This is a genomic window from Nostoc sp. (assembly GCF_036917315.1).
GTDB lineage: Bacteria > Cyanobacteriota > Cyanobacteriia > Cyanobacteriales > Nostocaceae > Nostoc.
In genome coordinates this window covers 25,884-39,673 of the sequence record NZ_JBALDR010000070.1, presented here as the reverse complement: position 1 = coordinate 39,673, position 13,790 = coordinate 25,884, and the positions used below count along the sequence as shown (strand labels likewise).

At 42.7% G+C, this 13,790-nt stretch carries 9 protein-coding genes; 2 read left to right on the top strand and 7 right to left on the bottom strand.

The window, feature by feature from the left end; translation table 11 throughout:
• Nucleotides 1-114 precede the first annotated feature (114 nt).
• Together V7K84_RS32650 and ppsA are read right to left on the bottom strand one after the other, a co-directional pair.
• A complete protein-coding gene (locus V7K84_RS32650; protein ID WP_334844433.1) occupies nucleotides 115-1,719 on the bottom strand; it encodes a dolichyl-phosphate-mannose--protein mannosyltransferase in 1,605 nt (534 codons plus the stop codon).
• A 298-nt stretch (nucleotides 1,720-2,017) separates the two neighbouring features.
• The gene (gene ppsA, locus V7K84_RS32645) at nucleotides 2,018-4,516 is read right to left on the bottom strand and encodes a phosphoenolpyruvate synthase (protein ID WP_334844430.1); all 2,499 of its coding nucleotides are present in this window, start codon (nucleotides 4,514-4,516) and stop codon (nucleotides 2,018-2,020) included.
• 196 nt (nucleotides 4,517-4,712) lie between these two features.
• Between ppsA and V7K84_RS32640 the strand changes: the two genes are divergently transcribed.
• Nucleotides 4,713-5,117 (top strand): hypothetical protein, encoded by a 405-nt coding sequence (locus tag V7K84_RS32640; protein WP_334844428.1) that lies wholly within the window; start codon nucleotides 4,713-4,715, stop codon nucleotides 5,115-5,117.
• Between the two features lie 532 nt (nucleotides 5,118-5,649).
• Here the strand turns inward: V7K84_RS32640 and V7K84_RS32635 are convergent.
• The 5 genes from V7K84_RS32635 to V7K84_RS32615 all read right to left on the bottom strand — a co-directional run bounded on the left by V7K84_RS32635 (nucleotide 5,650) and on the right by V7K84_RS32615 (nucleotide 12,498).
• Entirely contained in the window at nucleotides 5,650-6,882 is a 1,233-nt protein-coding gene (locus V7K84_RS32635) for an aspartate aminotransferase (protein WP_334844426.1), read from the bottom strand.
• Nucleotides 6,879-8,069, bottom strand: coding sequence for an iron-containing alcohol dehydrogenase family protein (locus tag V7K84_RS32630; RefSeq protein ID WP_334844465.1), 1,191 nt, complete (start codon nucleotides 8,067-8,069; stop codon nucleotides 6,879-6,881). Before V7K84_RS32630 ends, V7K84_RS32635 begins: the two co-directional genes overlap by 4 nt.
• 868 nt (nucleotides 8,070-8,937) lie before the next feature.
• Entirely contained in the window at nucleotides 8,938-9,459 is a 522-nt protein-coding gene (locus V7K84_RS32625; RefSeq protein ID WP_334844424.1) for a Ycf51 family protein, read from the bottom strand.
• 781 nt (nucleotides 9,460-10,240) lie between these two features.
• Nucleotides 10,241-11,674, bottom strand: a complete 1,434-nt coding sequence (locus tag V7K84_RS32620) for an O-antigen ligase family protein (protein WP_334844422.1) — start codon at nucleotides 11,672-11,674, stop codon at nucleotides 10,241-10,243.
• The gene (locus tag V7K84_RS32615) at nucleotides 11,656-12,498 is read right to left on the bottom strand and encodes a YaaW family protein (RefSeq protein WP_334844420.1); all 843 of its coding nucleotides are present in this window, start codon (nucleotides 12,496-12,498) and stop codon (nucleotides 11,656-11,658) included. The genes V7K84_RS32620 and V7K84_RS32615 overlap by 19 nt, the downstream gene beginning before the upstream one ends.
• A 127-nt stretch (nucleotides 12,499-12,625) precedes the next feature.
• Here V7K84_RS32615 and V7K84_RS32610 point away from each other — a divergent pair, with 127 nt between their 5' ends.
• Nucleotides 12,626-13,705, top strand: coding sequence for an NAD(P)/FAD-dependent oxidoreductase (locus V7K84_RS32610; RefSeq protein ID WP_334844419.1), 1,080 nt, complete (start codon nucleotides 12,626-12,628; stop codon nucleotides 13,703-13,705).
• Nucleotides 13,706-13,790 lie beyond the last annotated feature (85 nt).

The following is a 13,790-nucleotide window of genomic DNA, read 5'->3' as shown; positions in this document are numbered from 1 at the left end:
CTCACCTTCAAAATCATTACCAAGGAGATATGTGTTGGTAAGCTAATCAGCATTAAAGTTGCATAATCAGGGCGGGCAAGATGCCCACTCCACAAGACATTGAGAAAATTTTAATCAAATCCAAGAGTTGAACCACATTCGCAGCTTGTAACCGTTAGGAGAAAGGGGTAAACCCAAATAAATGGGCATCCAGAAAATAAAAGCAGCCAGAATAATAAAAGTAATCGTGACACCTAGCGCCCGGAGTTGTTGATAATAACTGCAAAGACACCGATCGACAAACCAAGCGATCGCTAAAAATACAAACACCACTGCACACATATAGTGGTAGATAAAAACACACCTTGTAACTTTCACCCAAGGTAATAAATTAGCAGCATAGTTTATAACTAAATACAAAGCAATCCAAGTATCAACACTAAGAGTTGCAGGCATAGAAAAACGCTTTTCTTTCACCCAAGGAATTACCGCTTGTGATACCAGCATCCCTACTAAAAACAACATAGCAGCGACACCAAACCACCACAAAAATGGATTACCCATTGCATGAACATCATAGATAACTTGTCCAGCACCAGCAGGTAAAGGCGGGCCCATCACAGGTAAGGGTTCGCTGATACTTTCAGCCGTTTGATAATAATATGCCATTGGTCGAGTCATCAACGGCCATTTATACCAAGCAGCACAGTAAGGATGTACGTTAGGACTATTACCACCTAGATGTAAATGAAACTTCAAAATTTGCTGATGTACTGCAATAAATCCATAAGTTTTATCTAGTTGAAGGTGAGGAATCCAGATGATGCTATAGATAAAAGCTGGGATAATTCCTAGATAAAACAGCATCTGAAAAATATTTAGCTGAGTTAAATTTTGTAGTGGTGTCTGAGATGAGGTAGATAAGGGAGATGAGAGGGATGAGGGAGAATAAGTAGAAACTCCTGCTTCACTTCGACTCCCTTCGGCTTCGCTCAGGGCAAGCCGCTCAGTGACCACCTGACTTCTGTCTCCTGCCTCCTGCCTCCTGCCTCCTGCCTCCTCTAATGAAGGGGATCTAAAAAAGAGTTTGGAGTTAGGAAAAGAATGTATTAAATGAATTACCCAAGCCGCTATCCAAATGAGATAAGCACCTGATAGGAACCATAAACCATTCCACTTAGTACCGACTGAGGCACCAAAACCAATGCCAGCAAAAACTAACCAAAAAGAACGTCGCCGATTTTGGTTATCTAATGCCAATAATAAAAACCAGTGCCCTAATAAGCCAAAAATGACGATATAAATATTACTTAGAGCATACCGAGACTCAACTAAAAAAATACCATCACAAGCTGTGAACAATCCTGCAAGTATTGCAAAGGTACGACGATAACTTAACTGATAAGCGATCGCAGCCACAACTACAGGAATAAATGAGCCTGTGAGGGCATTTAACCAACGATAAGTCCAAGGCGATCGCAATGAACCTGTCAGCCCATTCACGGTATCGTGCCAAAAAGGAATGTGACTGCCAATCCAAATGCCGATGCCAATCATATATTGACTTAGCGGCGGATGAGCATTAAAAAATGGCGTATGCGTAAGATAATTATTACCAAATTTGGCAAAGTAAACTTCATCAAATACCAGAGTGTTGAATCGCTCCAGTCCCCAAAACCGTAAGGCAAGTGAGAGAATAAATACGCTCACCATCCCAATTCGGAACCACTTTTTATTCATTATTCATTAGTCATTTGTCATTTGTCATTGGTCATTGGTCATTTGTTATTAGGCCCCTTGTCTCCGTTGTCTCCCTCACCCTCCTCTACTCTTCAGGTACATTTGAAACAGGAGAAGCTCGCCACAAGTGCCAGCCTACCTCATAATCTTCAGTGGGTAAACCATCCTTTTCGGGCAATTGTTTAAGAAGGATAGTTTCCACGATTGTTGTAGTTTCCTTTTCGACAATTGCCCAATATCTATTACTATTGTTGCGTTGGTGCGACCGCTCGATTTAACACACCAAAACCTACTGCAATCAGGACTCAGCACTCTCGACTTTTGCCACTTCTAGCATCGTCTTTAAAACCGAATCTGGATTTAGACTAATCGAGTCAATTCCCTGTTCCACCAAAAACTGGGCAAATTCTGGATAGTCGCTGGGTGCTTGTCCACAAATGCCGATTTTGCGATCGCATTTTTTCGCTGTTTCTATGACCATTTTTACCATTCGCTTAACAGCTGGACTGCGTTCATCAAACAATCGCGCTACTAACGCCGAATCCCTGTCTATCCCTAGCGTCAATTGAGTTAGATCGTTAGAACCAATGGAAAAGCCATCAAATACCTCAGCAAATTCCTCAGCCAGAATCACATTACTGGGCAACTCACACATCACATAAACCTGCAAGCCGTTAACACCTTGCTTTAAACCATTTTTTGCCATCTCTGCTAAAACCAAACGCCCCTCGTCAGGAGTGCGACAAAAGGGAATCATTGGGATGACATTTGTCAAACCCATTTCTTCCCGTACCCTTTTGAGGGCATGACATTCTAAGGCAAAAGCTTCTCTGTAGCCTTCATCATAGTAACGCGCCGCCCCTCGCCAACCTAACATTGGGTTTTCTTCATGGGGTTCAAACTGTCGTCCACCTAATAAATTGGCATATTCATTACTTTTGAAATCTGAGGTTCGGACTATCACTGATTTCGGATAAAATGCTGCGGCAATTCTACCAATGCCTTGAGCTAATTTATCTACAAAATATTGGGGCTTATCGTCGTAAAGTGCGGTAATATCAGCAATTTTAGCTTTGGCAAATTCATCTTTTAACGAGTCATAGTGAATCAACGCCATTGGATGAATTTGAATTTGGTTAGCAATGATAAATTCTGTCCGCGCTAAACCTACGCCATCGTTAGGAATTGCCGATAAACTCAATGCTTCTTGGGGATTACCCACATTCATTAAAATTTTGGTGCGGGTGCGGGGTAAGTTTTCTAAAGGAACTTCTTTAACTTCAAAAGGTAATAAGCCTGGATAAACTTTTCCTTCTTCCCCTTCAGCACAAGAAATTGTTACCTCTTGACCAGGTTTCAAGATGTCCGTAGCATTACCGCATCCCACGATCGCAGGTACACCCAATTCTCGCGCAATAATTGCTGCATGACACGTGCGGCCTCCAGAATTGGTGACAATTGCACTGGCGCGTTTCATAATTGGTTCCCAATCGGGATCGGTTCTCTCTGTCACCAAGACTTCCCCGACTTGGAACTGTTCTAGTTTCTGAACATCTAGAATTAAGCGTGCTTTTCCCTGACTAATTGCTTCCCCAATTGCACTTCCCGTAACCAGGGGGATTAAGGATTGGGAATCAGGGAGTGAGGAGTGGGAATTTTCCCCATTCCCGATTCCCCATTCCCTATTCCCCAATAACAAACGATAACTCCGCAACACATTTCCCGTCTTCTGCGACTGGACGGTTTCGGGGCGCGCTTGCACAATAAAAAGTTGGTTCGTAATCCCATCTTTTGCCCACTCGATATCCATTGGAGTGAATGTGCCGTGGACTTGGGAATAATGGTCTTCAATTAAACACGCCCAACTTGCTAGTTGTAAAATCTCTTCATCACTCAGAGCGAATTTACCTCTTTCACTGGGTGAAACCGAAACATTTTTCGTAAATTTTGAGCCGTCATCATAAATCATTTTCAGTTCTTTGCTGCCCAATTTTTTATCGATAATTGGGCGAAAACCAGCTTTTAAGGTTGGTTTAAAAACATAATATTCATCGGGATTTACAGACCCTTGGACAACATTTTCACCTAAACCGTAGGCGGCTGTAATTAGTGCCGCATCCTTAAAACCTGTTTCTGTATCAATGGAGAACATCACTCCAGAGGTTGCTAAGTCAGAACGCACCATTTTTTGCACACCTACAGCCAGAGCAATGCTAAAGTGGTCAAATCCCTTGGCGTGGCGATAAGAAATAGCGCGATCGGTAAATAGAGACGCAAAGCATTTATGACAAGCTGCTAAAACTCCTTCAACACCGACAACGTTGAGGTAAGTTTCCTGTTGTCCAGCAAAACTAGCATCGGGAAGGTCTTCAGCAGTGGCACTAGAACGGACTGCCACATCTGTGTCTGCATGGTATCGTTCGCAGAGACTACGGTATGCTGTGGCGATCGCCTCGCGCAATTCTACAGGAAATGGTGTATGGATTAAAAGCGATCGCGCTTTTTTGCCGCGTTCTCGTAAATTTTTGACATCTTCAACATTCAAGTCAGCAAAGAGTTTGCGTAGCTTTGCTTCTAACCCTGCTGATTGAATGAAATGACGATAAGCGTAAGCAGTAGTGGCGAATCCTGTGGGAACGTTAATGCCTTTGGGTGTTAGCTGTTGAATCATTTCCCCTAGTGAGGCATTTTTACCACCAACTACTGGGATATCAGCAATCCCAATTTCATCAAACCACAAGATGAGCGATCGCTCTTGGGCAGATAAAGATAAAGTGCTTTTTGATACTGTAGTCATAAATATTACCTTTTTAGTTTATACTCAACTTGTAAGTGCATAACTGCTACTATATTTATTTTTCCCATATTCAACTTGAGATTTTTGGTTCTGTCGCGTAGTTTGATATTTGGCGATAAAATCCAAAACTATAAGCAATAAAAATTAACAATTATTCAGTTTAATAACTCGATTGAAATACCGGATGTAATCAATTATGGCGCAGCTAGAACGACTCCTGAAAATGGCAGAAGATGAACTAACTGAATACAGTACTGATGCCCGCAAAATAGAAAAACTACGCCGTAAAATAGGTTTAACAGTATCCGCAACAGAACAGCAGCAAGTAAAAGAGGCATTACTTGCTACGATGAAATCTAATATAATTACCCAAGTTGTAGAAGAACAAAGACAAGCAGTAGCCTTACCATTTTGGGGAATTGCTGGATTGGGTTTGTTACTAGGAATTTCTTTAAATCAACCCATAGGCTTGTTAGCGTCTGTAGTTGGAACTGTATTAGCTTACAGAGTTCAGAAATGGGGTTGGAAATTGCAGGCAAATCGTTTATTGTTACAAACATTAGAAGATATTGAAACGCGTATTGCCCAACCCACTAAGTAACAATAAAGATGTATTCTACAGATAAATTATCTGCGATTTTTGTATTTTATTATACTTAAACAGTGATTAATTACTTAATTTACATTTCGTAAGCACTTAACAATTCCTTTGGGATCACCATAGCAAAAAAATTAGATATTGGATTTAAGATTAGGTATTTATTAAGAAAGACAGCAAGCAGAAGACAGTCTTCCTTAAACTGGAACTGCCCTCCATCTTCATTCAATATCCTGGTTTGCGGGCAATGAATGCTACATTACCTTTTGACAGCAGATATTACACATCCTGCAAAAATAACTTTGCAAGATGTTGGGGAAAAGTTAAAGGGGAAGGGAAAATTCCATACCTTTATCCCTTCCCCCACTTCTGCAAGAAGTCTATTGAATATAGCTACGGGTTGTCTCAACCTGGAAGTCCACGTTAGAGAGTTCACTTGCAATAGCTGTCGCTTCGTATAATCGTATTTTTTACACGATCTCAAAGATCGTCAGCAAAAATTTTAGTCATGTAATATTGGTTGTCTTTTCGCTAATCAACTAACCAGATCGGCGATCGCTTCTGAAGCAGGGACTACAGCTTCAGGCTGATAGCGGATGCCAGCTTTCTTGAAGCGATGTAAAGCTTCACCCAAGCGATCGCAGTCTGCAATCAAACTGATCCTGACATAACCCTCACCTGCAACCCCAAAGGCATTACCTGGAGTAACCACAACGCCTGTTTGTTGCAACACGTTCAGGGCAAAATCTGTGGAACCAACACCAACGGGACACTTCACCCAAAGATACATCGTCGCCTTGGTTTTGGGGATATCCCAACCTAACTCTCCTAACCCGTGAATCAGGAAATCGCGACGGGTACGGTAGCGTTGTTGTACCTCGTGCAAATACACATCTGGCAGTTGCAAAGCTGTTTCGGCTGCCGTTTGTAATGCTGCAAAAATGCCGTAATCCAAGTTAGTTTTCAGCGTCCGCAAACCTTGAATTACATGGCGGTTCCCCACGACAAACCCGACGCGCCAACCAGCCATATTGTAGGTTTTAGATAAGGTGTGAAATTCCACACCAATATCTTTCGCACCCGGAATTTCTAACAAACTAGTGGGTTGATAACCATCAAAAGCTAACTCGGCGTAACATAAATCATGCACCAGCAAAATTTCATATTTGCGGGCGAAGGCGACTATTTCTTCAAAAAATTCGCGGGGGGCGGTGGCGGCAGTGGGATTGCTAGGATAGTTGAAATAGAGAATTTTAGCTTGTCTGGCAACTTCGTCAGGAATGGCAGCTAAATCAATTAACCAGTCATTTTCGGGTTTAAGAATCAAACTATGGATTTTCCCACCAGCGATCGCCGGGCCGCGAAAATGTGCCGGATAAGCTGGAGAAGGAACCAGAACTAAATCACCAGGGTTAACGTAGGCGATCGCTAAATGAGTTAATCCTTCTTTAGAACCCAGCAATGGCAAGGCTTCGCTATCAGGATCGAGAATCACATCATAACGGCGACGATACCAGTTAGTAATGGCACGGCGGAAACTAGCTGTGCCTTCAAAAGGTGGATAACCGTGATTGGCGGGATCTTTTAAAGCTGCGATCGCCGCTTCAACAACTGGTGCTGGTGTTGCACCATCCGGGTTTCCCATACCCAAGTCAATTAAATCTAACCCTTGTTCCCGTGCTTTAGCTTTCAGTTCATCTAAACGGGCAAATACATAAGGTGGTAGTTTTTGTATGCGTTCTGCTGGGACAATCCAATTTAAACTCATAAAACCTCGTCACTCATTCCCTTGGGCGAAACTCGATTTGCAGTATCTCTACTATCTATAGGTGCAGTGGTAGAAACCATTGCCGCCATCAACTGTTCTGGCGCGACTTTAAATGGTAGTCGATGGATGTCAGAATTAGGAACTAGAGCCATTTCGGCGGCTGTTTGCAATTCACCTAATGTAATATTGCCCAATCCCAAATCACTTAATTTCTGGGGTAGTCCAATTTCTGTGTAGAACTTTAACAACTGTTGCCGTGCCGATGCGGCTAGTTGATTGCCTTGTAGCATTTCTTCTAAACGCAGTTGCACTAAAATCCCAAAAGCAACTTTTTCGCCATGAATACTACCATGTCCTGAAATATGAGTTAAACCGTTATGCACGGCATGGGCAGCAACAGTGCGACACTGCGCCCCTCCAAGTCCCCCAACTACTCCAGCGAGTAAAACAGTGGCATCTACTACTTCTCGCCAAACCTCATTACCTGGTTCTTCCAGGGCGGCGGCTGACTTTTGCAACAAGATATCTCGCAAAACTCGTGCTTGTTGCACTGCGGCAATAATTAAAGTGTCTTGCAAGTGTCCACTGCTAACCGAGGCTTCGTACCACTTAGCGATCGCATCACCAATTCCAGCGATTAAGGTACGTTGTGGTGCAGTTTTAACCAAGTCATAATCGAGTATCAATAAATCGGGACAACGAGATAGCCCCACATCGTAGAGAAAAGCCCCATCTTCCGAATAAACATTTGATAAGGCACTCCAAGCTGCACAAGTAGCACCGGAAGTCGGAATTGTCACTACTGGTAGATGTAACTGCTGTGCGACTAATTTCGCTGTATCTAGGGCTTTGCCGCCACCAACACCGATAATTACATCAGCTTTATGTTCTTTTGCCTTCTTCTGTAAAGATTTCAGGCTAGCTTCGCAGCAATCTGCACCATAAGAAGCTTGGACAGTATGTAACTGCTGCGCTTCTAAAACTGGTTGTAAACTTTGTTGGCTGATAGCAAGAGTAGACTTACCTGCCACAATTAAGGGACGACTCCCCAAACAGGCAATCTCTGCTGCGGCTGTTTGCAACACCCCAGAACCACGGATTACTTTTGCGGGGGAAACTGTGAGCGTAAATAATGAACTAGAAGTTTGAGTAGACAAAGAAGGTTGAGTAGAAAAATTATTGGGCATATAATCTCGTTTACCAAAACCTTGATATTTCTTAATAATATAGACTAGCGATCGAGGATACTTGTTGCCAAGCTGGTTTTTGGATGGCTCCAACCTGACACCCAGATCGTCTGGATTTGAGCCAAGCAGTTCAAGAGACAAGTCCTGTTGCCGACTTATTGAGTAGTTTGACGACATTCCTTGAATCTATAAATACCCATTGACCTGAAATTCCGAACTATCAAAGTTTTGGATAACCGTATAATTAATTAACATTACCATTGTCAGATTCTCAAGAAAAGCAATCGAGAATTGATAATGTGTAGGCGATCGTGCTATTTCATGCAATCCTTAGCTACAGATATAGGACTCATATCTGATTTTTGAACAAGATTTCAGATAAAACCTTGATAAAACAAGCTTTTCAATCTCAGGATGTTTTCAGAAATCAAATCGGAGTCCTATATATGTAAATGTATGCAAATATATGTCTTTACAACCCCTTGATTTGCTGCAAAGAATTTTGAAAATGGCAACAAGGGCAATTAGGACAACAACTGACAATCACAACTGTCAGTACCCATTACCCCACGCTGATTAACTTTTTCCCACAGTATAACCACTAAAGTGTAAATATCTTAATCTAAAAATAACCATTAATGTATCAGTAAATACAAAATAAATTTTGTCATCCTGATAACAGGTAAATTATTTTTGTTCTTTGGGCATGGGGCATTGGGCATTGGGTATGGGGCATTGGGTATGGGGCATGGGGCATTGGGCATTGAGCATGGGGCATTGGGCACAAGGGAAAGACTTACTGCTACTGCTCCCCTGCTCCCCTGCTCCTCTCCTCCTCTGCTCCTCTGCTCCCCTGCTCCCCTGCCTCTTAAGCAGTAGGTTTTGGCAATTTGGCGAAATTGTCTGTGTAAATTTTGACTGTTACCGGGGAATTTTGATGAGAAACGAGCGATCGCTTGATCTCACCCAAGTAAACTGGGACAGAAATCCCTGTTTCCGGGTGGATAATAGTACGGGCGCGAACTGTCAAATTATCGTCTTCCCGCGTACCTGAACGACCATAAGAAAAGAGATTGCTAGCCGCTTGACGTAAAGTTGCTTCTAATTGTGTGGGTGTAATTTGGGGTGATGTGGCAATCACCGCTTGTGTTGAGCCATTGTCATAAACTAGAGTGTATCGGGCTGCTCCGGGAATCACAGTCCGACTCAAGGGGACTATTGAGAGTCCAAATAAACCAGCAGTCACTACCAGCATAAAGCCAGTTGTACCCACCAACCGAAAGCGGATGCCCCATTTGAGAATAAAAGCCAAAAATGTCAAGGCAGCAAATACCAAGGTAGCTATACCTGACCATTGGGTGTACTGAAGAAAGTTAGCTGTTGTGAGCATAAGGTTGGTTATGGAGGCGTCTTTTTTTCGTTACCGACACACCCATTTTACCGAGAGCTTACACCATAAGGGTTATCGTAGTCTTTAATGCCAATCAGAATATTGGGCGCGATCCTAGTTATATAAAGATTTTCGGTCTTCAACCCTCTAATTTACCATAGCTAAAACTGGTATTACTTTGCTAAATTCCTCAGTTATTCAGAACAGTATTGCCTCAGCAGAAACGATATGGAAATTTTGAGATATCTACAACTTAGTTTGAACACTATCAATAATTGCCGTTCAATCAGCATCTTTGTTCCATTTCTTTGCCAGCAATTGCAGCGATAATCAAGGGCTTAGAAAATGCCTGAACTAGTGATACAGCCAAAAAAAGTTTTAGCAAAGTTCGTTTATATTCCATTCCTAATAATATAAATTTTATCGGCTCTAACAATAATATCTAATTTTTTTGTAGTTAACTTCGGTTAAGGCAAGAGACGGCGATTTATCGCATCTTTAGTTATCTAAAATTTTCATCAACAAACCTTAATCAAACCGTATTGCAGTCAATCCTGTCTTGGAATTGTTTTTAACTGAATAAAAATAATAAATATACAAAAGGGCATCTACAAGAGATGCCCGTCATGCAGGAAAACCCCAAATGGGTGTCCCTACACCTTCCCAACAATCAGCAACAGTGACCAATTAGGTATTAGTCACACTCACAGACGTGAATATAACAATATTATTAACTTGAAACTCTCAATGTCCCCAGTGCATACACTGAAAAAACTAATAGCTAATTTTGATAAGATGCAAGCCTGTCTTTTTCGTGATAACGATGTACTACTCCAGAAATGGCAGCCAAAATTAGCCATGAAAGTGCATTCAAACGAAAATCAAAGAGGGTTACATCTACTGTATTCAATAAAATCCATCCAACAAAAGCCAGAAGATAACTGAAAAATATCAATTTGTCTCCTGTATTTATATATTTTGAATTTTGGAGTAATTGGACACTTGTAATCAAAATCCAAGCTAGTAAGCCACAAAATAGACAAGCACTGGGAAAACCAGTTTCAGCAGATAACATTAAAAACAAGTTATGGGGATGACCCAAGGGAATCTGCATCTTTGCTCTGTAAAGGGTACTAAAACTGCGTAACCCCCAACCAGTCCAAGGATGTTGTTGAGCTAAAGACCAGGCAAACTCCCACTGAGTTTTTCGCATCAAAGCGACTGGTCTATCTGGATACATATCGTCATTTAACCTTGCCCAAAAGAAGGCAGGAACTACGAAGCGAAAAATGTGAGCGACTGCTGAGGGAGCAAAAGCCGCTAAAAGAATACTAGAAACGATCGCAGCAACGCTACCTACAAGAATGCGCCAACCTTGGTAGAGTGCATAAGCTAAACAGGCAAAAATAGCGATCGCCCACCCATTACGCGAGTTGGTGAAAATTAAGGTAATAAAATTCGCAATCACTGCCACGGTTAGGAAGAGAAAGGGAACTGGAGAGTGAGGCGCAGTAAGTCTTTCCCCTCTGCTCGTCTGCCCCTCGGTAACAGAGCGTAGCCGTTGGCGCAGCCTCTCGTAAAGAAGTGCTGCCCCTCTGCCTCTTATGCTGAATCTCCAATACCCAATCCCTAATCGCCATTGTTCGATCCACAACCCTAGACTAAGGATGAAAACTATTACTAGATAAGCTGCGAAGGTGTTAGCGTGCAAGAAAAGTGAAGCGATACGACCTGGTGGGTTTCCGCCTGGTGTGATTGTCCAACTAAACACAACCCACACAAACTCGAACTTGAAACTCCAGCCTAAAAATAATTGTCCCAAGCCCATAATTGCTACTGGCATGGAACCAATTACCAAAGCCCAAGCCATTTGCCGCAATTGGGCAAATGTTTGAATCAGAGCGCTATGGGCAGCGAAAAGTAAAAAGAATGGTAATAAATTAAATAAGCCGAGGAAAGCTGCTGTTTTGTCTTGGGCAAACCCAGCACTCACGATCAGTAATACACTCAACAGGGCAAATCCCCAGTTGAGGGGGCGGCGATTAATTTTGCGGGATTGTTTCAGCCAAGTTATTAATGAGACAAAACCTACAGTTACAGCCCCCACAAAAGGACTCAATGGGAAGATTAACAGTGCCCATAGAGAGTAGTTCCAAGAAGATTGCCAACGAGACTTGAAATAGTCAAAAACTTTGTTCAAGCTGGCTCCCAACATTCCTCACGAGTGAGGCGAATTTGAGCTAAGGCGAAGATGGTGGGGATGATTCGACCATAGTTAGTAGCGATCGCTCTCCAGCCCAAATCTGCAATAAACCAAGTCCACATCATTGGCCCAATCACGGCAAACATCGTGCGGGCTGCCCCATAACGAGCTGCACTTACTGTCATACCCCGTTGCGCCATTTGCATCGTTACATAGCTTTGAAATTGCGTTGCAGCTGCTTCTGTGCCTGTAATTGCCGCTTGTTTGGCTACTTCATAAGTAGCAAAGTGGATGGCGAATTGACGGGCAATTTGCTTAAGTACAAGTGGCTGGAGAAGAGAAGTAACCGCGATCGCACTACCGCCTTTGAAAAGCAACCCCAAGGGATCGCGTTGTAATAAAAGTGGTAAGGGTTGTTTTAGTTCTGATTTGAGCAGCTGACGCTGCACCTGTACAGTCAATTTTTGCTTTTCCTGTTCCGGTAATTTTTTCCACACCTGTCCTAACAGATGTAAAAATACTTCTGCTTCTAAATCAATAGTTGCCAGCTGATTAGAATAGGGAATTTTGAGATACTTACATACTTGAACTAACGCTTGTCGGTAAGTTACCTGCCCTGTGCGTCCCCGTAATACTGTTATCCCATCTGCCGCCAAAAAACGAAAGCGACCCTCTAGTGCATCTAACCAAGCTTTGCGGTCTTGGCTTTGTACTTCGATGGGTTCGGGTGTGTGTACATAGTCTAAGGGATTGAACTTCCGACTAAATAGAATTGCCGTTAAGTCTTGCAATTCTTCTTCGGTCGCTAACTCTAGCGCCGCCCTCATTTCATCCAATTTCCCTTCCTCCCTTCCGTGCAGCTTTCTGTACCTTATTCTACTATTAGCTTTCAGCAGTCATTAGTAGTAATTTTGTCCTTTGATGATAACTAATGACCAATAATTAACTAGGGACTATTGACTCATGACTGATATTGCAGTGATTGGTGCCGGAATTGCAGGTTTAGTCTGTGCCCAGCAGTTAAGTCAAGCTGGATATTCGGTGGTAGTGGTGGAAAAGTCGCGTGGTTTGGGAGGAAGATTAGCTACACGCCGCTTGCATGGAACTTTGGCGGATCATGGGGCTTGTTACCTGAAACCAAAGGGTGAATTATTGGAACGTTTTGTGGAGATATTGCGCGATCGCCATATCCTAGAAGTTTGGACAGATCAGGTTTACGAACTCACAACAGGCGCTCCTTTATCTGAACCGAAAAACCGCAGTCCGCGTTATGTTGCGCCTGAGGGAATGAGTGCGATCGCTAAATCTCTCGCCCCAGGTTTAGAAATATTACTGAATCAGCGTGTGATCGCTATTACACCAACTCCCGAAAATAGCTGGCGTCTGACTCTCGAATCTAGCAATGAAGAATTAACTGCAAAAGCTATAGTCGTCGCTATTCCTGCACCCCAAGCGGTGATGTTATTGGAACCTTTGGGTGAGAGTGTATTGGATGCAGCCTTTCTTAATAACTTGCGTTCTGTAGAATTTTATCCTTCGATTAGTGCGATCGCGGGATATCCTTCTACATCCCAACCCCTCCCTCAGTGGAAAGCCCTAACTTTTGTGGATAATGCTGATTTAGCATGGATTGGTTTGGACAGTAGCAAGCGTCCTAACCCTGAACAACCACATTTTGTGGTGCAAAGTAGCGCTGATTTTGCCCAGCGTCATCTAGAATCACAGGATTTACAACCTGCGGGACAATATATGTTGCAACGAGCAGCTGAATCTCTGTCCCTTCCTTGGCTGAATGCTCCCGAATGGATGCAAGTACATCGTTGGCGTTATGCCTTTCCCAGCCGTCCTTGGCACGAAGCTTTTTTGTCTGCTGGAACTCCCTTACCTTTAGTTTGCTGCGGTGATTGGTGTGGCGGCAATCTTGTCGAAGGTGCGATGCTTTCTGGATTAGCTGCGGCTGATGAAATTAACAATCAGTTGCATCATTTTTCTTTCAATAATGTGAACTTTTTAAACATTTTTGCCCGATCGTTTCATCTGTAGCTAGACTGATCCTGCACTATCGTGAGTCGCCATTTTTCTGACTTACTAAATAAAAGTGCAATAAATAAGTTTTTTAGATGAAATA

What these genes read in the sequence shown, in the direction of transcription:
- V7K84_RS32625 (WP_334844424.1), bottom strand. Translation starts at nt 9,459, where the DNA reads ATGCTCACAACAGCTAACTTTCTTCAGTACACCCAATGGTCAGGTATA.
- V7K84_RS32635 (WP_334844426.1), bottom strand. Translation starts at nt 6,882, where the DNA reads ATGAGTTTAAATTGGATTGTCCCAGCAGAACGCATACAAAAACTACCA.
- V7K84_RS32630 (WP_334844465.1), bottom strand. Translation starts at nt 8,069, where the DNA reads ATGCCCAATAATTTTTCTACTCAACCTTCTTTGTCTACTCAAACTTCT.
- V7K84_RS32620 (WP_334844422.1), bottom strand. Translation starts at nt 11,674, where the DNA reads ATGTTGGGAGCCAGCTTGAACAAAGTTTTTGACTATTTCAAGTCTCGT.
- V7K84_RS32610 (WP_334844419.1), top strand. Translation starts at nt 12,626, where the DNA reads ATGACTGATATTGCAGTGATTGGTGCCGGAATTGCAGGTTTAGTCTGT.
- V7K84_RS32650 (WP_334844433.1), bottom strand. Translation starts at nt 1,719, where the DNA reads ATGAATAAAAAGTGGTTCCGAATTGGGATGGTGAGCGTATTTATTCTC.
- V7K84_RS32640 (WP_334844428.1), top strand. Translation starts at nt 4,713, where the DNA reads ATGGCGCAGCTAGAACGACTCCTGAAAATGGCAGAAGATGAACTAACT.
- ppsA (WP_334844430.1), bottom strand. Translation starts at nt 4,516, where the DNA reads ATGACTACAGTATCAAAAAGCACTTTATCTTTATCTGCCCAAGAGCGA.